The sequence below is a fragment of the Pseudomonas sp. H1_F01 genome (assembly GCF_054681425.1).
Map to the genome: position 1 here is coordinate 1,198,701 of NZ_CP162823.1, position 17,888 is coordinate 1,216,588.

Annotated in this window: 17 protein-coding genes; 5 read left to right on the plus strand and 12 right to left on the minus strand. The window is 60.5% G+C overall.

The features are described 5' to 3' along the window. Nucleotides 1–72 precede the first annotated feature (72 nt). On the minus strand, nt 73–966 hold the full coding sequence (locus tag AB4O09_RS05515; RefSeq protein WP_003205681.1) for a LysR substrate-binding domain-containing protein: 894 nt from the start codon (nt 964–966) through the stop codon (nt 73–75). 151 nt (nt 967–1,117) lie between these two features. Between AB4O09_RS05515 and AB4O09_RS05520 the strand changes: the two genes are divergently transcribed. The 3 genes from AB4O09_RS05520 to AB4O09_RS05530 all read left to right on the plus strand — a co-directional run bounded on the left by AB4O09_RS05520 (nt 1,118) and on the right by AB4O09_RS05530 (nt 2,535). Beyond that, a complete protein-coding gene (locus AB4O09_RS05520; RefSeq protein ID WP_003205679.1) occupies nt 1,118–1,528 on the plus strand; it encodes a tautomerase family protein in 411 nt (136 codons plus the stop codon). A gap of 41 nt (nt 1,529–1,569) precedes the next feature. Further along, entirely contained in the window at nt 1,570–2,256 is a 687-nt protein-coding gene (locus tag AB4O09_RS05525; RefSeq protein ID WP_003205678.1) for an energy-coupling factor ABC transporter permease, read from the plus strand. 63 nt (nt 2,257–2,319) lie between these two features. After that, the gene (locus AB4O09_RS05530) at nt 2,320–2,535 is read left to right on the plus strand and encodes a hypothetical protein (protein WP_013694234.1); all 216 of its coding nucleotides are present in this window, start codon (nt 2,320–2,322) and stop codon (nt 2,533–2,535) included. On the opposite strand, the gene yacG is transcribed toward AB4O09_RS05530, so the two are convergent. The 5 genes from yacG to pilB are packed head-to-tail and all read right to left on the minus strand — an operon-like array spanning nt 2,532 to nt 7,149. Continuing rightward, nucleotides 2,532–2,738 (minus strand): DNA gyrase inhibitor YacG, encoded by a 207-nt coding sequence (gene yacG, locus AB4O09_RS05535; RefSeq protein WP_003205675.1) that lies wholly within the window; start codon nt 2,736–2,738, stop codon nt 2,532–2,534. The genes AB4O09_RS05530 and yacG overlap by 4 nt on opposite strands. Further along, a complete protein-coding gene (gene coaE, locus AB4O09_RS05540; protein WP_003205673.1) occupies nt 2,735–3,358 on the minus strand; it encodes a dephospho-CoA kinase in 624 nt (207 codons plus the stop codon). The genes yacG and coaE overlap by 4 nt, the downstream gene beginning before the upstream one ends. Beyond that, entirely contained in the window at nt 3,358–4,227 is an 870-nt protein-coding gene (locus AB4O09_RS05545; RefSeq protein WP_003205672.1) for a prepilin peptidase, read from the minus strand. Before AB4O09_RS05545 ends, coaE begins: the two co-directional genes overlap by 1 nt. 1 nt (nt 4,228) lies before the next feature. Beyond that, entirely contained in the window at nt 4,229–5,446 is a 1,218-nt protein-coding gene (locus tag AB4O09_RS05550) for a type II secretion system F family protein (protein ID WP_003205670.1), read from the minus strand. A 2-nt stretch (nt 5,447–5,448) separates the two neighbouring features. Next, nucleotides 5,449–7,149, minus strand: a complete 1,701-nt coding sequence (gene pilB / locus AB4O09_RS05555) for a type IV-A pilus assembly ATPase PilB (protein ID WP_003205669.1) — start codon at nt 7,147–7,149, stop codon at nt 5,449–5,451. A gap of 224 nt (nt 7,150–7,373) precedes the next feature. Between pilB and AB4O09_RS05560 the strand changes: the two genes are divergently transcribed. Together AB4O09_RS05560 and AB4O09_RS05565 are read left to right on the plus strand one after the other, a co-directional pair. Next, complete coding sequence (locus AB4O09_RS05560) at nt 7,374–7,799, plus strand: pilin (RefSeq protein WP_013694230.1); 426 nt, start codon at nt 7,374–7,376, stop codon at nt 7,797–7,799. A gap of 272 nt (nt 7,800–8,071) precedes the next feature. Beyond that, entirely contained in the window at nt 8,072–8,425 is a 354-nt protein-coding gene (locus AB4O09_RS05565) for a BON domain-containing protein (protein WP_003205664.1), read from the plus strand. Between the two features lie 328 nt (nt 8,426–8,753). Here AB4O09_RS05565 and AB4O09_RS05570 read toward each other — a convergent pair whose 3' ends face one another. The 6 genes from AB4O09_RS05570 to panD form a co-directional block, all read right to left on the minus strand. Continuing rightward, the gene (locus AB4O09_RS05570) at nt 8,754–9,050 is read right to left on the minus strand and encodes a DUF2845 domain-containing protein (protein WP_003205663.1); all 297 of its coding nucleotides are present in this window, start codon (nt 9,048–9,050) and stop codon (nt 8,754–8,756) included. A 1-nt stretch (nt 9,051) separates the two neighbouring features. Continuing rightward, nucleotides 9,052–11,985 carry a DUF748 domain-containing protein gene (locus AB4O09_RS05575; protein WP_460107998.1) on the minus strand — a complete coding sequence of 978 codons (2,934 nt, stop codon included), beginning with the start codon at nt 11,983–11,985 and terminating at the stop codon, nt 9,052–9,054. A 120-nt stretch (nt 11,986–12,105) separates the two neighbouring features. Beyond that, nucleotides 12,106–13,122: a class I SAM-dependent rRNA methyltransferase gene (locus AB4O09_RS05580; RefSeq protein ID WP_003205659.1), complete on the minus strand. Its 1,017-nt coding sequence runs from the start codon at nt 13,120–13,122 to the stop codon at nt 12,106–12,108. Nucleotides 13,123–13,262: 140 nt separating this feature from the next. Continuing rightward, nucleotides 13,263–15,200 (minus strand): acetate--CoA ligase, encoded by a 1,938-nt coding sequence (gene acs, locus AB4O09_RS05585; protein WP_053163343.1) that lies wholly within the window; start codon nt 15,198–15,200, stop codon nt 13,263–13,265. A gap of 223 nt (nt 15,201–15,423) precedes the next feature. Further along, the gene (gene pgi / locus AB4O09_RS05590; protein ID WP_003205656.1) at nt 15,424–17,088 is read right to left on the minus strand and encodes a glucose-6-phosphate isomerase; all 1,665 of its coding nucleotides are present in this window, start codon (nt 17,086–17,088) and stop codon (nt 15,424–15,426) included. A 322-nt stretch (nt 17,089–17,410) separates the two neighbouring features. Next, a complete protein-coding gene (panD, locus tag AB4O09_RS05595) occupies nt 17,411–17,791 on the minus strand; it encodes an aspartate 1-decarboxylase (RefSeq protein ID WP_003205654.1) in 381 nt (126 codons plus the stop codon). Between the last annotated feature and the right edge of the window lie 97 nt (nt 17,792–17,888).

Sequence of the window (17,888 nt, forward strand, 5' to 3'; positions counted from 1 at the left end):
CACGCCAGGCTGAAACAGATCTCGGAATGGAAGATAAAATTCCGATAAACGCTCAAGTGAGTAGCATTACCCTCAGGCAGGCCCCAGCATGCCATCCTGTTCAGCCTGACACGCCAACCAAGCGCAAAACAAATCCAGCTTCTTGCTCTGCTGCGCGCTGCGCTTGGCGATATAGACGTAGCGGCTCGGGCGAAACCCGAACGGCGCCACCAGGCGACCCAGGCGAATGTCGTCAGCCACCAAGTGCCATGGGGCGACACAAATCCCCAGGCCGGCAATCGCCGCCTCCAACGTAAAGTAATAGTGCTCGTATTCCAGCCCGGCCGGCGCGGTGGCCTGGTGTCCAATCGCATCCCCCCAGTTTGCCCAGGCATCCGGACGGGTTTTGGTATGCAGGAGGGGATGGCTGAAAATCGAGCCCACGTCGGCTAATTGAATACGTGCGGATAAGGTGGGCGACAACACGACGCCCAATCGTTCAGGAAACAGCCGGACGGTGTTTTTCTGCTCGCCCACGATGCCCTGTTCAGCCGTGATCATCACGTCATAGCGATCCCGGCCCGGATCGCTCCCGTGAACCGGTGAGCTCAGGCGAATCTTGATCCCTGGATAAGTCGTATTGAAGTCGAAAAGACGCGGTATCAGCCACTTGACCGTAAATGTGCTGAAGCAGGACACGTCCAAGGTGCCTGTCGCCGTGTCTCGGACCCTGCTCACCGCGGCCTCGATCTGATCCAGTGCGGCCGTCAGTTCCGGCAGCAGTTCTCTACCGGCAACGGTGAGCTGAGGTTTGTTTTTTGGGCCTTCGAACAGGTCCACACCAAGACTCAGCTCCAGCTGGCGTACCTGGCGACTCACCGCGCCAGGCGTGACGGACAGCTCCTCGGCGGCCGCGATCATTTTGCCCAGTCGGGCAGCGGCCTCGAAGGTATGCAGCGCATTCAATGGGGGGAGGCGACGTTTCATAAAGTGACTTTAACTCAATTACATCGAGCGTATAAATCGATATCAGGTATCGGGCGTATTTTGCAGAATCCCCCGGCTCCCGCAGTGTCTGCCGACTGTTCCGAGTCGCCAGGATTGAGGGGCATTCCCTATCAAATTGAGAGCACCTCACATGCCATTCGTTCGTACCGCCGTCATCAAGGGCACCAGCCAGCAGCAACGTCAGCGCATCGTCGATGGCATACATCAAGCGCTGGTCGAGAGCATTGGTATGCCCGAGGATGAATTGTTCAACCTGGTCACGGACTATGACCCTGAACAGTTTTTCTACAGCCGCACGTTTAACGGTGTGGCTCGTTCAGACCATTTGATCGTGATTGAGATTACGATGCGCAGAGGGCGCAGTGATGCGATGAAGCGCGAGCTCTACAAAAAAATCGCGGACAATCTCGGGGTTCAAGCCCAGGTTCGTCCGCAAGACGTTTTCATCTTCATGCACGAGAATGACTATTCGGATTGGTCGGTAGGCTTTGGTAAGTTTGCAATGGCCTTGGTACAACAGCCAGGAAGTGTCGCTACTTAAGTAGCGCACGGACGGCGTTCTAGTTCTCGCAGGAGTAGCCCATGATCGGTGCCGAACTGCTTTCACCGCAGACCCTGGCGGCCGGTTGGCTGGTGTATGTGCCGGTGTTGGCCTGGGCCGTGGTGCGGGCGCCGTGGGTCGAACTGTTCACCGACAGCCGTCGCCAGCACCTGCTGTTCGGCACGGTGCTGGCGTTGTTCATGCTGTGGCTGGTGCGCCGGGATTTCGATACGGGCGTTTCGTATCACTTCATTGGCATGACTGCCGTGACGCTGCTGCTGGACTGGCCGTTGGCGATCCTCGGTGGCCTGTGCGCGCAGCTCGCGCTGGTGCTACTGGGCCGTCAGGACATGGCCGCGGTAGGGGTCAACGGTGCGCTGCTGATCCTGTTGCCGGTGCTGGTCACCGAGTGTTGCGCGATCCTGGTGGAGCGCGCCCAGCCGCGCAATCTGTTCGTGTATATCTTCTGTTCGGGGTTTCTCGCGGCCGCGCTTTCGGCGTTGGCGTGCCTGCTGCTGGGGCTTGGCCTGCTGTGGTACGACGGTATATTCGCCATGCCTTACTGGCTGGAAGATTTTGTCGGCTACCTCTGGTTGATCATCTTCCCCGAGGCCTTCATCAACGGCATGGTGATCAGTGCGTTGGTGGTGTTCAGTCCCGAATGGCTGGAGACCTTCAACCGTACGCGCTACCTGTCGGCTCCGTGGAACGATGATGACAAGCCTTGATTCACGTCAAGGCTGCACCACCACACGCCCTTCATGCTTTGGAAAACTTCCAGGAGCACAACCATGAGTGTTTATGAGTGGGCGAGACAAGAGATCAGGCGTAGCCACGATGCCGCAATGGAGATTGGTTTTGACCCAGGCTTGAGCCTGCGCGCCTTGCTCAGTGCGATCGTGCAACAGAGCAAGACAGTGCGCAGCCCTGAAGACCTGGCCGATGAGTTGAGTTTCCTGGCGGAAAACCTCGACGATGAACAGGACTACGGTTTCATGCGGCCTTAATGATGTGAGCGAGGCTCGAAGTCTTCGCTGAACAGCTCGTCCTCGGCGTCGGGGCTGACCGGGATCTTGTGTTCTTCCGACGCCCAGGCGCCGAGGTCGATCAGTTTGCAGCGGTCAGAGCAGAACGGCCGGAACTTGCTCTCCGGGCTCCATTCCACAGGGGCGCCACAGGTTGGGCAATCAACGGTTGGGGTTTGGCTCATGATTGGCCTCCACGCAAAGTAAGGTAAAAGTGATGCAGGCGCTCGACCTCGCTGTGCAGCCAGGCGAGGTCGCGATCGTTGACCACCACGTCGTTGGCATGGCTCAGGCGATCCTGGCGGCTGGACTGGGCCTTGAGAATCGCCTGGACCTGCTGTTCGCTGGTCTGGTCGCGCTGCAACGTACGTTCGATCTGCAATTGTTCCGGCGCATCGATCACCAGGATCCGCTGGGTCATGGTGTACTGCCCTGACTCAATCAGCAGCGGCGATACCAGGATCGCATAGGGCGATTGTGCCTGGGCCAGATGATGGGCGATTTCCTCGGCGATCAGCGGATGCAGCAGCGCCTCGAGCCAGCGGCGTTCATCGGCATTCTCGAAGATCAACTTGCGCAGCGCCGCTCGGTCCAGGGCGCCGTCGGCCTGCAATACGCCGGGGCCGAAGTGCTCGGCGATTTTCGCCAGCGCCGGACGCCCGGGCTCGACCACCCAGCGCGCCGCATGATCGGCGTCGATGACGTGCACGCCCAGGTCGATGAAATGCTGGGCCGCCGCGCTCTTGCCGCTGCCGATGCCACCGGTCAGGCCGAGAATCCAGGGTTTTTTCACTGAGGTATTCATTAAAAACCGACAGACTGCCAATAGAAGTCGGTTATTTGACCACCCCAGAGCAAGGCAATCCAGCCGGCAATGGCCAGATAAGGTCCAAAGGGGATCTGCGTCGACCCCGGGGCATCACGCAAGCGCAGCACAATCGCCCCAATAACGGCGCCGACCAACGACGACAGCAGCAGCGTCAGCGGCAGGATCTGCCAGCCACCCCAGGCGCCGAGCATCGCCAGCAGCTTGAAATCCCCATAGCCCATGCCTTCCTTGCCGGTGATCAGCTTGAACACCCAGAACACCGACCACAGCGCCAGGTAGCCGGCCACCGCGCCCCACATCGCCTGGTTCAAGGACACGAAGAGCCCGAAGCTGTTGATGATCAAGCCCAGCCACAACAGCGGCAGCACCAGGGTATCGGGCAGCAATTGATGCTCGGCGTCGATCAGGCTCATGGCCAGCAGGCCCCAGGTCAACACCATCACCATCGCGGCGTGCCAGCCAAAACCGAAATGCCAGGCGACGAACGCCGATAACGCGCCGCAGGCCAATTCGGTCAGGGGGTAACGCCTGCCGATGGGCGCGGCGCAGCTCGAACAGCGGCCGCGCAGTATCAGGTAGCTGAGCAGCGGAATGTTTTCCCAGGGGCGGATGCGATGGCCGCAGTGCGGGCACTGGGAGTGGGGCAGCATCAGGTTGTAGACCGGGCCCGGGGTTTCGGCCGGCAGGCCCAGCAGGTCGTGGGCCTGCAGGCGCCATTCGCGGTTGAGCATCTTCGGCAGGCGCCACACCAGCACGTTGAGGAAGCTGCCGATGATCAGGCCGAGCAATGCTGCAACGAGCACGAAAGCCAGGGGATACAGCACGAAGAATTCGCTCAGGGGCATGTCAGATCGCAGAGCCGAGTTGAAAGATGGGCAGGTACATGGCAACTACCAGGCCACCGACGACCACCCCCAGGACCACCATGATGAAGGGTTCCATCAGGCTGGTGAGGTTGTCCACCAGATTGTCCACCTCGGCCTCATAAAAGCTCGCGACCTTGTCGAGCATGTCGTCCAGCGCACCGGATTCCTCGCCGATGGCGGTCATCTGGACCGCCAGGTTCGGAAAAATCCCTGAGGCACGCATGGAGAAATTCAACTGCATGCCGGTCGAGACCTCCTGCTTGATGCGCTGCACGGCACGTTTGAATACCACGTTGCCGGTGGCGCCAGACACCGAATCCAGGGCCTCCACCAGCGGCACGCCGGCGGCGAAGGTAGTGGACAGCGTGCGGGCGTAGCGGGCCACGGCGGATTTGTACAGCAAGGTGCCGATCAGCGGCAGCTTGAGCAGCCATTTGTCGCGCCAGTCGCGAAAGCGCTCCGAACGCCTGAGCGCATACTTCACGCCAAAAAAAGCCCCCACCGCCCCGCCAAGCATCACCCACCACCATTGCTGCATGATTTCCGACAGGCCTATGACCATCACTGTGAAGGCTGGCAGTTTCGCGCCAAACCCGGAGAATACCGATTCGAATTGCGGCACGACCTTGACCAGCAGGATCCCCGTGACCACTGCGGCGACGAGGACCACTGCCGCTGGATAGGTCATGGCTTTCTTGATCTTGGCCTTGAGCGCTTCGCTCTTTTCCTTGTAGGTCGCGACCCGGTCCAGCAGCGTGTCCAGGGCACCGGCCTGCTCGCCGGCGTCTACCAGGTTGCAGTACAGCTCGTCGAAATATTGCGGGCACTTGCGCAGCGCCGCGGCGAAGCTGTTGCCAGCGGCGACTTCCTGCTTCACCTCGTCCACCAGCTTGCGCATGTTGGGGTTGTCGAAGCCTTCGCCAATGATGTCGAACGCCTGCAACAGCGGCACACCAGCCTTGAGCATGGTGGCCATCTGGCGGGTGAAGAGGGCGATATCCAGCGGCTTGATGCGCTTGCCCTTGCTGAATATCGAGGTGGATTTCTTGCGCACCTTCTGCGGGTTGATGCCTTGTTTGCGCAGCTGTGCCTTGACCAGCGCCGGGCTTTGACCCGTCAGCTCGCCACTCATTTTCGTGCCTTTGCGGTCCTTGCCTTCCCAAGTGTAAACATCGGTTTTGACTGCCTTGACCGCCATGTTCAATCCTTGGTGACCCGGTTGATTTCTTCGAGGCTGGTGACGCCCTGCATCACTTTGAGCAGCCCCGAGGTGCGCAGGTCATTGAAACCGTCCTTGCGCATTTGCAGATCGATTTCCAGCGAGTTGCCCTCGGCCATGATCAGCCGTTGCAGCTCGGGCGTGTTCTTGACCACTTCGTAAACCCCCACGCGCCCTTTGTAACCGTTGTTGCACTGTTCGCAACCGACCGGCTCATAGATCGTGAATGTGCCGATGCGTTCCCGAGGGAAACCTTCCTTGAGCAAGGTTTCCTCGGGAATCTCGATGGCCTTCTTGCAGTGACTGCACAGCTTGCGCGCCAGCCGCTGGGCAATGATCAGGTGCACGGCGGTGGCGATGTTGAACCCCGGAATGCCCATGTTCTGCAGGCGGATCAGGGTTTCGGCGGCGCTGTTGGTGTGCAGGGTGGAGAGCACCAGGTGCCCGGTCTGGGCGGCCTTGATGGCGATCTCGGCGGTTTCCAGGTCGCGGATCTCACCGACCATGATCACGTCCGGGTCCTGGCGCAGGAACGAGCGCAGGGCCTGGGCGAAATCCAGCCCCTGGCGCGGGTTCACGTTGACCTGGTTGATGCCTTCCATGTTGATTTCCACCGGGTCTTCGGCGGTGGAAATGTTGATGTCCACGGTGTTGAGGATATTCAGTCCGGTGTAGAGCGACACGGTCTTGCCCGAGCCGGTTGGGCCAGTCACCAGGATCAGCCCTTGCGGTTGCTTGAGGGCGGCCATGTACAGGTCTTTCTGGTCCGGTTCGTAGCCCAGGGCATCGATGCCCATTTGTGCGCTGGACGGGTCGAGGATCCGGATCACCACTTTTTCGCCCCAGAGCGTGGGCAGGGTGTTGACCCGGAAATCGATGGACTTGGTTTTCGACAGGCGCATTTTCAGGCGCCCGTCCTGGGGTTTGCGCCGCTCGGAAATATCCAGGCTGGCCATGACTTTCAGGCGTGCGGCGATACGGTTGGCCAACTGGATCGGCGGCCTGGCCACTTCCCGCAGTATGCCGTCGGTGCGCACCCGCACCCGGTAGATTTTTTCGTAGGGCTCGAAGTGCAGGTCGGAAGAGCCGCCCTTGATCGCGTCCAGCAGCATCTTGTTGACGAAGCGCACCACGGGCGCGTCGTCGGTGTCCTGGCCGGCGATGGAGTCCTGCCTGGTGTCGTCGATCGATTCGATGTCCAGGCCGTCGAGGTCGACATCGCCCATGCCTTCCAGGCCCGTGCTGCTGGATTCGAAAAACTTTTCGATGGCGTCGCTGAGCTTGTCGTCCTCCACCAGGATGGCTTCGGTGGTCAGGCCGGTGCTGAACTGGATGTCATTGATGGCCTGGTGATTGGTCGGGTCGGAGATGCCCACGTACAGCTTGTTGCCGCGCCGCCACAGCGGCAGGGCGTGATGCTGGCGCACCAGTTTTTCGCTGACCAGGCCGGTGGGTTGGGTTTCTTTGTCCAGGCTGTTGAGGTCCAGCAGGGCGACGCCGAAATGCTCCGAGGCGATCTCCGCGACCTGTCGGCTCTGGACCAGTTTGTTCTGCACCAGATAGCTGACCAGGGGGATGCGATTGCGTTGCGCCTGTTGATACGCCTGTTGCGCACTTTGCTCGGTGAGCAGTTCGGCCAGCACCAATTGCTTGGTCAGGCCGCTGAGGGCGATGTCATTCATGGGAATCCTGGCGGCGAACAGTTCATGACTTATAGCCTAGTCAAGCCTCGACGCCAAACCAGCGGGGCAGGGTGACAAAAAACGTCAGATAGTGCGGTTGTTGAGGTAGGACGTTGCCGTTGTGCTGGTTCAAATCCCTTGAGTGATGGGGTTTCAGGGTTGGCATGTGCCCTGCAATGGCCGTTTCAGGTCATGAGATTTCGACTCATGCATGGGAGATGTCTATGAATAAGCAGAGTGGCTTTACCTTGATCGAGCTGCTGATCGTCGTGGCGATCATCGGTATTCTGGCGACGTTTGCGTTGCCGCAATATTCGAAGTATCAGGCGCGGGCCAAGGCCACGGCGGGGCTGGCGGAGGTCTCTGCGTTGAAAGTGCCGTTTGAGGACATCATGAATCAAGGTACCAATCCAACGTTGGCCAACATCGGCGGGACCTCGCCCACCAGCAATTGCACCTTGACGGCTTCAGGAACAGCAGCGGACGGAGCGGGCACCATCGCGTGTACCCTTTTGAATGCACCCGCTCCAGTGCTTGGCAAAGCGATCACCCTGACGCGTTCTACTCAAGGCGTTTGGACCTGCGGTTCGACCGCCGCTCAGGAATTCCTGCCGGCTGGATGCACAGGTACAGCAGCGACGACTCCGTAATTTGAGTGCACGTATCGAGGCAGTGAACTGCCTCGATACAGAAACCCTTCGCAATTCATAAGCTTAGAAGTTGGCCAAAAAACCGCAAGTTGCATGTCCAGAATCACCGTTTCATGCATTTTGCATGATCACGAAAGTTGCCGTTTCGCTTAACTTGCTGATTTATAAGAAATTAATTAATTGTTAAAAGCTGGCACAGCGTTCGCACTACTCCTGCTAACCCTGCCGGGATCCACCTCCGGCAGTTTTTGAGAAAAACAGGAGTTACTCGTATGAAGAAGTTCGCTATCACTGCCGCCGCTGCTACCGCACTGACCCTGACCATGGCTAGCGCATTCGCCGAGACCACTCAAGCAACTCAGGCGCCAATGATGCTGGCTGCGGGCGAAGTGACAGAGGCCAAGGAAGACGTTTCCGATACCTGGATCACCACCAAGGTCAAAGCTGACCTGGTCACCGAAAAAGGCATTCCAGGCACTGATATCAAAGTCGAAACCAACAAAGGTGTTGTGTCCCTGTCTTCGATGACCAAAGTCACTGATGCACAAAAAGACACCGCTGTGGCGATCGCCAAGAAAATCAAAGGCGTCAAGGCCGTATCGGCTGACGGCCTGAAAGCCGAGTAAGGCCAAGACTTCTCGCCTGGACTGGGAGAAGGCGCGGCAAGCGGGCCAGGATATACGTTTGCCGTCGCTTTGGAGTTCATGCGAAAGGCCACACGGACGTGGCCATTACAGGCCCCCGGCATTCGTGCCGGGGGCCTGTTCTATTCTGGGGAATCAATCTGCGGGTCAGCGTTTACACACGAGTCAGAACCGAGTTGCCGCCATCGCGAGCAAGCTCGCTCCCACCGGGGGCGGCGGTGAACACGGATTTTGAGATCGCCCTAAACAATGTGGGAGCGAGCTTGCTCGCGATGGCGGCGGCACATTCAACACATCTGTGCGGACAAGCTCACCGCCCCCGCTTGCTGGTGATCTGCACCAGCCGATTCCCCTCGAAACGCAGGTACTGATACATGCCGCTGTTGGGGCCGTAGGTCCATTCCTCCACCGGGTATTCCTCCCGGCGATTGACACTGCGCTTGTAGCCCAGGTCATCCCGCGCCGCTGGCTCCCCGCACTTTTGCAGCACTTCGCTGGAGCGGTCACCGACGCTGATCAACTGGCTGCCGCAACGCAGCGTGTCGGCAGCCGCGGCCTGGCCGGCGGCCAGCAATAGACCCAGGCAGAGCCCGAACCAGGGTTTCATCTTATTCGGCATCCAGATGCATCGGGGTAATCACCCGGCCATCGCTCTCGGCCTGGCCGAGGCTGGCGTCGATGAAATACACGCGGTCATCGGCCAACTGGCCTTTGTCCACCAGGAAGTCCTTGATGCTGCTGGCCCGTTCCTGTCCCAGTTGACGCAAGAGCACGTCGCTGCCGCTCCAGAACTTGATCACGCCTTCACGCAGTTTCTCGATGCGCGCCTTTTTGTCCAATTGCGTCCATTCGGCGGGCGGTTGGGTCTTGAGGCGGGTGCGGTAGATGCCTTCGAGCAGCGGCGCCTTTTCGTCTTCCGGCACCTGTATCAGCGAGGCCTGGGCCGGAACTTTGTCGCCCCGACGCTGCAGCATCTTGTAGTAGTTGTACTGGTATTCGCGTTCCAGGCGCTGGGCGGCGAGCAGCGGGCCGTCGCTGCTTTCGGCGGCGGTGCCTTCGATCTCCAGACGCAGCTCCGGACGTTTGCCAAGGGCCTCGGACAGTTTGAGCAGCGTGCCTTCGTTGTCCTTGCTCAGGTCGCTGGAGCCCGGCGCAAACGCCACGCTGCCCAGGTCTTCCGAGCCGCCGCCGGCCACCAGCCCACCGATAAGCTTGAACGGCGCCTGGGCCGCTCGTACCACCAGGTTGCGCAGGGTCTGCCAGATGATCGGCATGACACTGAATTGCGGGTCGTTGAGATCGCCGGACACCGGTAGCTCGATGGAAATCTTGCCGTCGGAATCCTTCAGCAATGCGACGGCCAATTTGAGTGGCAGGCTCACGGCGTCCGGGCTGTCGACTTTCTCACCCAGTTGCAGTTGCTCGACCACCACTTTGTTCTCCGCCTGGAGCTTGCCTTGGGTGATCCGGTAATGCAGGTCGAGATTGAGCCGGCCCTTGCGGATGCGATAGCCGGCGAACTTGCCGGAGTAGGGCGTCAGGGTGGTCAGTTCGACCCGTTTGAAACTGGTGGCGATGTCGAGGCTGGCCATCGGATCGAAGGGGTTGACCGCCCCTTTGATGGTGACCGGTGCATAGCGATCGACCTTGCCCTTGATGTCGACACTGGCCGGTTTGGCCTGGCGACTGTCGATGGTGCCGATCTGGCCATTGAGCTGCTGGATGGCCGTGGCGAAATTGGGCGTCAGGCTGAAGTCGGCGAAGTTGGCCGAACCGTCATTGATGGCGATACCACCGATGTGGATACCCAGCGGTTTTTCCTGGGACGCCGGTTTTGCCGCAGTGTTCTTCGTGCCGCTGTCGGCCGGTTGCGGGATCAGCAGGTCATCGACGTTGGTGGTGCGGTCGTCGTTGATCATGAAGCGCGCATACGGCTGGAACAGGTTGACCTTGTCGATGGACAGGCTGTCACCGTGCTGATAATTCAAGCCTTCGAGGACCAGGCTCTGCCACTTGAGGAAGTCACGGGTCTTGAGCGTGTCGAGGGTGTGCAACTGATCGACCTGGGCGCGCCCGGTGACGGCAAATGCCAGCGGTTCGGTGCTTTTGAGGTCGACCGCCAGGTCACTGCCGAGCATCCCGGAGCGCAGCTCCAGGCGAATGAACGGGTTGATGTACGACTGGGCGACGCGCAGGTCGACGTCCTGGGTCTTGACCTTGAGCTTGGCGGTGATCGGGTTCAGGTTGACCTCGCCGTCGGCGAGGATCTTGCCCTGCTTGCCTATCCCGGTGTCCAGCTTGAGGGTAAAGGGCGAGCCGTTGAGGGTGTCGTAGTTCTGCAGGTCGAGGTTCAGCGGGCCGACCTCCAGTGCCACGGCGGGCTGGGCCTGACGGTCAGCCAAGTGCACCTTATAGTCGCGCAGCTGCACGTCCTTCAACATCACCTGCCAGGGTTTGCTGGGCGGTGCCGGTTCAGCTTTTGGCGAGTCAGCCGCTGCCGGGGCGGATGTCGGTTCAGCCTTGACCTGCGGTTTGGCCGGCTGGCTGGCGAAGAGTTTTTGCCAGTCCAGCTGCCCGTCTGCCTCGCGAGCGGCCCAGGTTTCCAGCTTCTGGCTGCGGATCTTGCCCACGATAACTTGCTGCTTGGCCAGGTCTACCGTGGTTTCGCTTACGTCCAGGCGTTCGAGCTTCACCAGTGGACGGCCATCGGGTGCCTTGATGGCGAAGGGCGCGACACTGACCGCGACGTTGTTGAGCAGCAGTTCGGTGCCCTTGGCCAGGTTGAGCTTGTAGTCGGTGCTGAGGTTCAGGACACCGTTTTCCAGAACCAGCGGCACGGCGTCGCGCACATAGGGCCACCAGGCTTTCATTTGGCCGCCAGTGACTTTGAGCGTGCCTTGGGAGGCAATCGGCGTGAGGCTGAAATTACCGGTCCAGTCGATCTGTCCGCCTTCGGGGCCAGCAGCCACCAGGGTCATGTCGGCGTTGTCGTCGGGCAGGGTGCTGAGATTCTTCAGCTCGAAATCGAGGGTGTCGTAGAGAAACTCAATGGGTTCGCTGGGGCGCAGGTCCTGGAAATGCACATAGCCGCCGGCCAACTTGATTCGGTCGACCCGCATGGGGAACGGCTTGGCCTCGGGGTCGGCAGGCGTCGGCTCGCTGGCCGGCAGCTTGAACAGGCCCAGCAGGTTCAACTGACCGTCCTTGGCGAACATCACTTCGGTCTTGGGCTTGTCCAGCTCGATGTCGACCAGGTGCAGGGCGCCGGACCACAAGCTGTCGAGTTGCAAATTGGCGTACAGCCGTTCGAAGCCGACCTGTTCCTTGCCTGGTTCGCCGATATTCAGGCCCCAGAGGGTGACTTCCAGGCTGAAGGGATTGAGTTCGATGCGCTGGATCTGAGCCGGCACCGTCGCAAGGGTGGCCAATTGCTGGTTGGCGATGCGCAAGGCGATGCCCGGCAAAATCAGAAAGCCCAACAGGCTATAGAGGGCCAGTGCGGTCAACAGAGCGCCGATGGCGCGAATCAATCCTTTGGGCATGTGCGGCTTCATCTTGGTGTGAATTCGGAATGCCTTGGAGTATGGCATGCGTTTACGGTTCCGAAGCCACTGTGATTTATGAGATTTGTCCGTTTTTCGAGTAAGAATTCTGAGTCTGGCTTAGAGCTGGAGCACCAAAGTCTTGAGCGGTGGCTGCTGGTCCCGGGAGGGGAAATCGCTGCCGGGCGTCAGCACGCTCCACTCGCGTACCGGGCGTCCGGCCTTTTCCGCGCAACGCAACACCTGCTCGCGCCAGTCGTCCATGGGCACTTTTGCCAGGTTGTTGCAGCAGATCAGCACGCCATTGTCGGCGGTGGTGAGCAGCGCCGGTTTCAGCAGGCTTTGGTAGTCGCGCAACAGGTCGACGGTGCCGAACGCACTTTTGGCCCAGGCCGGTGGGTCGAGCAGCACCAGGTCGTACTGGCGTTGTTCCAGGCGCACGTAGCTGGGCAGTTTCTGTCCGCGCCGCTGGCTGATGGGCAGGCCGGCCAGTTGGCGGATCGCCGGAAAGTAGTCCGACTGCACGAACTCCATCGGCGGCAAATCGGGGTTGAGCAGGCCGTTCTCGCGGCCCACCGCCAGGTTGCCTTCGGCGAAGTCCAGGTTGCACACCTCCCGCGCACCACCGGCCGCAGCGCTCAGGCCGACGCCGCAGGTGTAGGCGAACAGGTTCAGCACGCTTTTGTTGCGGCTGTGTGCCTTGACCCATCCCCGGGCGTTGCGCAGGTCGAGAAACAGCAGTGGATCCTGCCCGGCATGGCGACCGCGTACGCGATAATTCAAGCCCCATTCATGCCCGACCAGGTCTTGCAGGGCGGCCTCGTCCGCCTGATAGACGGTGTCCTGGCGGTCGACGCGCGAATTGCCCCGGGCGCGGTCGTTGTAGACCAACAAAGTCTCCAATCCCAGCTCTTCGTTGACGATGCCGTGCAGTTGCAGCAGGTCGTCGCGCTCCAGCGACTGATGGAAGCTCTGTACCAGCAGTTGCGGGCCGTAGCGGTCGATGGTCAGTCCGGGGGCGCCTTCCTGGCTGCCATGGAACAGGCGATAGCAGTCGGTGCCTTGCTGGTGCAGTTGGCCGAGCAGCTCCTGGCGCTGGTCGAGGGCGGCGCGCAGCGCCTGATTCAAGGAAGACATGCCGGGCGCGCCTTAGAGAAATGAGGCGCGGGAGTTTAGCAGTTATGGCTGGCGTGGTCCCTGTGGGAGCGAGCTTGCTCGCGATGGCGGTCTGGACTGACAGGGCCCCATCGCGAGCAAGCTCGCTCCCACAGGAATCCTCAGCGATTGAGGCGTTTGTCGATCAGCCCCTCCACCACACTTGGATCGGCCAGGGTCGAGGTATCGCCGAGGCTATCGAGTTCGTTGCAGGCGATCTTGCGCAGGATGCGCCGCATGATCTTGCCCGAACGGGTCTTGGGCAACGCTGGCGCCCACTGGATCAGTTCCGGTTTGGCGAAGCTGCCGATTTCCTTGCTGACGTGGGCCAGCAATTCCTTCTTCAGCTCGTCATTGGCCTCCACACCGTTCATCGGCGTGACAAAGGCATAGATGCCCTGGCCCTTGAGGTCGTGGGGATAGCCGACGACGGCCGCTTCGGCAATGTTGTCGTGCAGCACCAGGGCGCTTTCGATTTCGGCGGTGCCGATGCGATGCCCGGAGACGTTGATCACGTCGTCGATGCGCCCGGTGATCCAGTAGTCGCCGTCTTCGTCGCGGCGCGCGCCGTCGCCGGTGAAGTAATAGCCGGGGTAGGGTTTGAAGTAGGTGTCGACCATGCGTTGATGATCGCCGTAGACGCTGCGAATCTGCCCGGGCCAACTGGATTTGATCGCCAGTACGCCGCTGCCGGCACCGCTGATTTCCTTGCCCACTTCATCCAGCAAGACCGGTTGCACGCCGAACATCGGCCGGGTGGCGCAGCCTGGCTTGAGCCGTGGGGCGCTCACCAACGGGCTGAGCATGATGCCGCCGGTCTCGGTCTGCCACCAGGTGTCGACAATCGGGCAGCGTTGTTCGCCTACCGTGTTGAAATACCATTCCCACGCCTCCGGGTTGATCGGCTCACCAACGGTGCCGAGCAGTCGCAGGCTTTTGCGGGACGTTTCCTGCAACGGTCCGGCACCTTCGCGCATCAGCGCGCGCAGGGCGGTCGGTGCGGTGTAGAAGATGTTGACCTGATGCTTGTCGATCACCTGCCAGAAGCGCGAACTGCTCGGGTAGCTCGGCACGCCCTCGAAGATCAGCGTGGTGGCGCCATTGGCCAGCGGGCCATAGACGATGTAGCTGTGGCCGGTGACCCAGCCGACATCGGCGGTGCACCAGAACACTTCGTTGTCGCGGTAATCGAGCACGTACTTGAACGTCATCGCCGCTTGCAGCAGATAACCGCCCGTGGTGTGCAGCACGCCCTTGGGTTTGCCAGTGCTGCCGGAGGTGTAGAGGATGAACAACGGGTCTTCGGCGTCCATCGGTTCCGGTGGGCAGTCGTCGCTCATCTCGTGCATGGCCTGGTGGTACCACAGGTCGCGGCCTTCAACCCAGCCCACCTCACCCTGGGTGCGCTCGACCACCAGCACGGTGCTGACGTTCGGGCAACTTTCCAGGGCCTTGTCGACGTTACGCTTGAGCGGTACGAAGCGCCCGCCGCGCACGCCTTCGTCCGCCGTGATCACGGTGCGGCAGTCGGCGTCGAGAATCCGGTCGCGCAGCGAGTCCGGTGAGAAACCGCCGAACACCACCGAATGCACGGCGCCGATGCGGGTGCAGGCGAGCATGGCGTAGGCGGCCTCGGGGATCATCGGCATGTAGATGCAGACCCGGTCACCTTTCTTCACGCCACGGCTTTTCAGCACGTTGGCCAGGCGGCACACATGGTTGTGAAGTTTTTTGTAGGTGATTTCTGCCGATTCGGCGGGGTTGTCGCCTTCCCAGATGATTGCCGTCTGGTCGCCGCGCGTTTGCAGGTGACGGTCGATGCAATTGGCGCTGACGTTCAGCTTGCCACCGGCGAACCAGGTCGCATCGCCGTTCTTGAGGTCATAGCGCTGGACGGTTTGCCAGGGCGTCATCCAGTCGAGAAAGCGCGTGGCCTGCTCGGCCCAGAAGGCGCTGGGGTGTTCGATGGATTCTTTATAGAGCCGCGTGTACTCGTCCTGACTCAGTTGCGCAGCCCGGCGGACGGCATCGGCTTGGGGGTACTGGCTGATATCGAACATGACGGTTCCTTATTCTTGTTTTGCGACAAGTCATAAAGATGCGCCCAGTCGCCTGGGGGTTCAAGTCATGCACAAAGCAACTGTGGGAGCGAGCCTCGTGGGAGCAAAGCTTGCTCGCGATGACGCCGTCTCATTCAACACATAGGTTGATATCAGACCGCTATCGCGAGCAAGCTTTGCTCCCACAAGACCCGCTCCCACAGGGGGAATGCAAACCCAGGGATCAGCCGCGGTGGCGTCCGCGGAAGTAGTTGATCAAGCCCTGGGTCGAAGCATCTTCGGCCAGGCTTTCTTCGCTGCCCACCAGGCGGTTGTAGACGCCCTTGCCCAGTTCCTTGCCCAACTCCACGCCCCATTGGTCGAAGGCGTTGATGCCCCAGACCACGCTCTGCACGAACACCTTGTGTTCATACAGCGCCACCAGTGCGCCGAGGCGACGTGGGCTGATGCGTTCGACTACCAGGGTGTTGCTCGGACGGTTGCCCGGGATCACCTTGTGGGAGGCCAGTTTCTGCACCTCTTCTTCGCTGGCGCCCTTGTCCCGCAGCTCGGCTTCGGCTTCGGCGCGGGTCTTGCCGAGCATCAGCGCCTGGCTCTGGGACAGGCAGTTGGCGTACAGCCACTGGTGATGATCGGAAACCGGGTTGAAGCTGACGATCGGCACGATGAAGTCGGCCGGGATCAACTGGGTGCCCTGGTGCAACAACTGGTGGTAAGCGTGCTGACCGTTGCAGCCGACGCCGCCCCAGATGACCGGGCCCGTGTCGGTCGACACCGGGGTACCGTCCTGGCGCACGCTCTTGCCGTTGGATTCCATGTCCAATTGCTGCAAATGCTTGGTGATGTTACGCAGGTAGTGGTCGTACGGCAGGATCGCATGGCTCTGCGCACCCCAGAAGTTGCCGTACCACACGCCCAGCAGTGCCAGCAGCACCGGCATGTTCTGCTCGAACGGGGCGCTCTGGAAATGCTGGTCCATGGAATAGGCCCCGGAGAGCAATTCCTTGAAGTTCGACATGCCGATGGCCAGGGCGATCGGCAGGCCGATGGCCGACCACAGCGAGTAACGCCCGCCGACCCAGTCCCACATCGGGAAGATGTTTTCTTCGCGGATGCCGAAGGCCACGGCGGCGGCGTTGTTGCTCGACACGGCGATGAAGTGGCGATACAGCTCCGCTTCGGAGCCACCCTGGGCCAGGTACCAGGCGCGGGCGGCCTGGGCGTTCTTCAGGGTTTCGAGGGTGTTGAAGGATTTCGACGAGACGATGAACAGCGTGGTCTCGGCGCGCAGCTTCATGGTCAGTTCATGGAACTCACTGCCGTCGATGTTCGCCAGGTAGTGGCAGCGAACGCCTTTTTGCGCGTAGGACAACAGCGCTTCGGACACCAGCTCTGGGCCGAGGAAAGAACCACCGATGCCGATGTTCACCACGTCGGTGATCGGCTTTTCGGTGTAGCCGCGCCACAGGCCGTCGTGAATGCGGCCCACCAGGTCGGTGATCTGGTTCAGCACTTTGTGCACGTCCGGCATCACGTTGACGCCGTTGACCAGCAGCTTGTCGCCCACCGGCCGACGCAGGGCGGTGTGCAGGGCAGGGCGGTTTTCCGAGGCGTTGACGATTTCGCCTTCGAACAGCGACTTGATCGCGCCCTTGAGGTCGACTTCGTTGGCCAGGCCCACCAGCAGGTCGCGGGTCTGGGCGTTGATCAGGTTTTTCGAGTAGTCGAGAAACAGGCCGCAGCTCGACAGGGTGAATTGAGTAAAACGCTGCGGATCGGCATTGAACGCTTCGCGCATGCTGAAATCCTGCATGGCTTTGCGGTGGTCATTCAGCGCTTGCCAGGCTGGCAGAGCGGTCACGTCATGAGGGGTTCGGTAATACGCCATCGCTGCGGGTTTCCTTTTTACTTGAACGACCTTTTGTACACTAAAAATTCCGGCGCGGCTCGAGGTGGGCGTCCGGACACTGCATCGACACGATCGCCGGACGCAGCGCGGATACAGTAAACCTCGCGTTGCGATCTGTCTTGACTTTGTCTGACCGGTTCCCGGTACTTTTTTATACAACAGGGGGCGGAAATGGTTCGCTGTGGGGGCAAAGCTTGCTCGCGATTGCAATGGACCCGTTGCATGGATGTCGCCTGACACACTGCTATCGCGAGCAAGCTTTGCTCCCACAGGTTTGTACACAGATATCGTTCGGGTTCGATCAGGCGAGCTGTACCGGAATCGCATTGCTGGTGTGGCTCAGTTCATTGCCTGGTGCCATGTACAGCATGCGCGGCTTGAAGTTGACCAGCTCGGCTTCACTGTAGTGGGCATAGGCGCAGATGATGACACGATCACCGACCTTGGCCTTGTGCGCTGCGGCGCCGTTCACCGAGATCATCCGCGAACCTTCCTCGCCACGGATGGCGTAGGTGGTGAAGCGCTCGCCGTTGTCGACGTTGTAGATCTGGATCTGTTCGTATTCACGGATCCCCGACAGGTCCAGCCACTCACCATCGATGGCGCAGGAGCCTTCGTAATCGAGCACTGCGTGAGTGACTTCGGCGCGATGCAGCTTGGCCTTGAGCATGATGGCGTGCATGTATTTTTCCTCTGGTCGAGTCCGAACGGCGGGCAGTCTGCCTGAAGGCTTGTGGGGCGGCAATACTCGAGGGATTTGCAAGTGCAGTCTGTATGTG

Bases quoted from the DNA above. Each gene is read 5' to 3' on its own strand.
- AB4O09_RS05580 (WP_003205659.1), bottom strand. From the start codon at position 13,122: ATGTCTTCCTTGAATCAGGCGCTGCGCGCCGCCCTCGACCAGCGCCAG.
- panD (WP_003205654.1), bottom strand. From the start codon at position 17,791: ATGCACGCCATCATGCTCAAGGCCAAGCTGCATCGCGCCGAAGTCACT.
- coaE (WP_003205673.1), bottom strand. From the start codon at position 3,358: ATGAATACCTCAGTGAAAAAACCCTGGATTCTCGGCCTGACCGGTGGC.
- AB4O09_RS05560 (WP_013694230.1), top strand. From the start codon at position 7,374: ATGAATAAGCAGAGTGGCTTTACCTTGATCGAGCTGCTGATCGTCGTG.
- acs (WP_053163343.1), bottom strand. From the start codon at position 15,200: ATGTTCGATATCAGCCAGTACCCCCAAGCCGATGCCGTCCGCCGGGCT.
- pilB (WP_003205669.1), bottom strand. From the start codon at position 7,149: ATGAATGACATCGCCCTCAGCGGCCTGACCAAGCAATTGGTGCTGGCC.
- pgi (WP_003205656.1), bottom strand. From the start codon at position 17,088: ATGGCGTATTACCGAACCCCTCATGACGTGACCGCTCTGCCAGCCTGG.
- AB4O09_RS05570 (WP_003205663.1), bottom strand. From the start codon at position 9,050: ATGAAACCCTGGTTCGGGCTCTGCCTGGGTCTATTGCTGGCCGCCGGC.
- AB4O09_RS05565 (WP_003205664.1), top strand. From the start codon at position 8,072: ATGAAGAAGTTCGCTATCACTGCCGCCGCTGCTACCGCACTGACCCTG.
- AB4O09_RS05525 (WP_003205678.1), top strand. From the start codon at position 1,570: ATGATCGGTGCCGAACTGCTTTCACCGCAGACCCTGGCGGCCGGTTGG.
- yacG (WP_003205675.1), bottom strand. From the start codon at position 2,738: ATGAGCCAAACCCCAACCGTTGATTGCCCAACCTGTGGCGCCCCTGTG.
- AB4O09_RS05520 (WP_003205679.1), top strand. From the start codon at position 1,118: ATGCCATTCGTTCGTACCGCCGTCATCAAGGGCACCAGCCAGCAGCAA.
- AB4O09_RS05515 (WP_003205681.1), bottom strand. From the start codon at position 966: ATGAAACGTCGCCTCCCCCCATTGAATGCGCTGCATACCTTCGAGGCC.
- AB4O09_RS05550 (WP_003205670.1), bottom strand. From the start codon at position 5,446: ATGGCGGTCAAGGCAGTCAAAACCGATGTTTACACTTGGGAAGGCAAG.
- AB4O09_RS05545 (WP_003205672.1), bottom strand. From the start codon at position 4,227: ATGCCCCTGAGCGAATTCTTCGTGCTGTATCCCCTGGCTTTCGTGCTC.
- AB4O09_RS05575 (WP_460107998.1), bottom strand. From the start codon at position 11,985: ATGCCCAAAGGATTGATTCGCGCCATCGGCGCTCTGTTGACCGCACTG.
- AB4O09_RS05530 (WP_013694234.1), top strand. From the start codon at position 2,320: ATGAGTGTTTATGAGTGGGCGAGACAAGAGATCAGGCGTAGCCACGAT.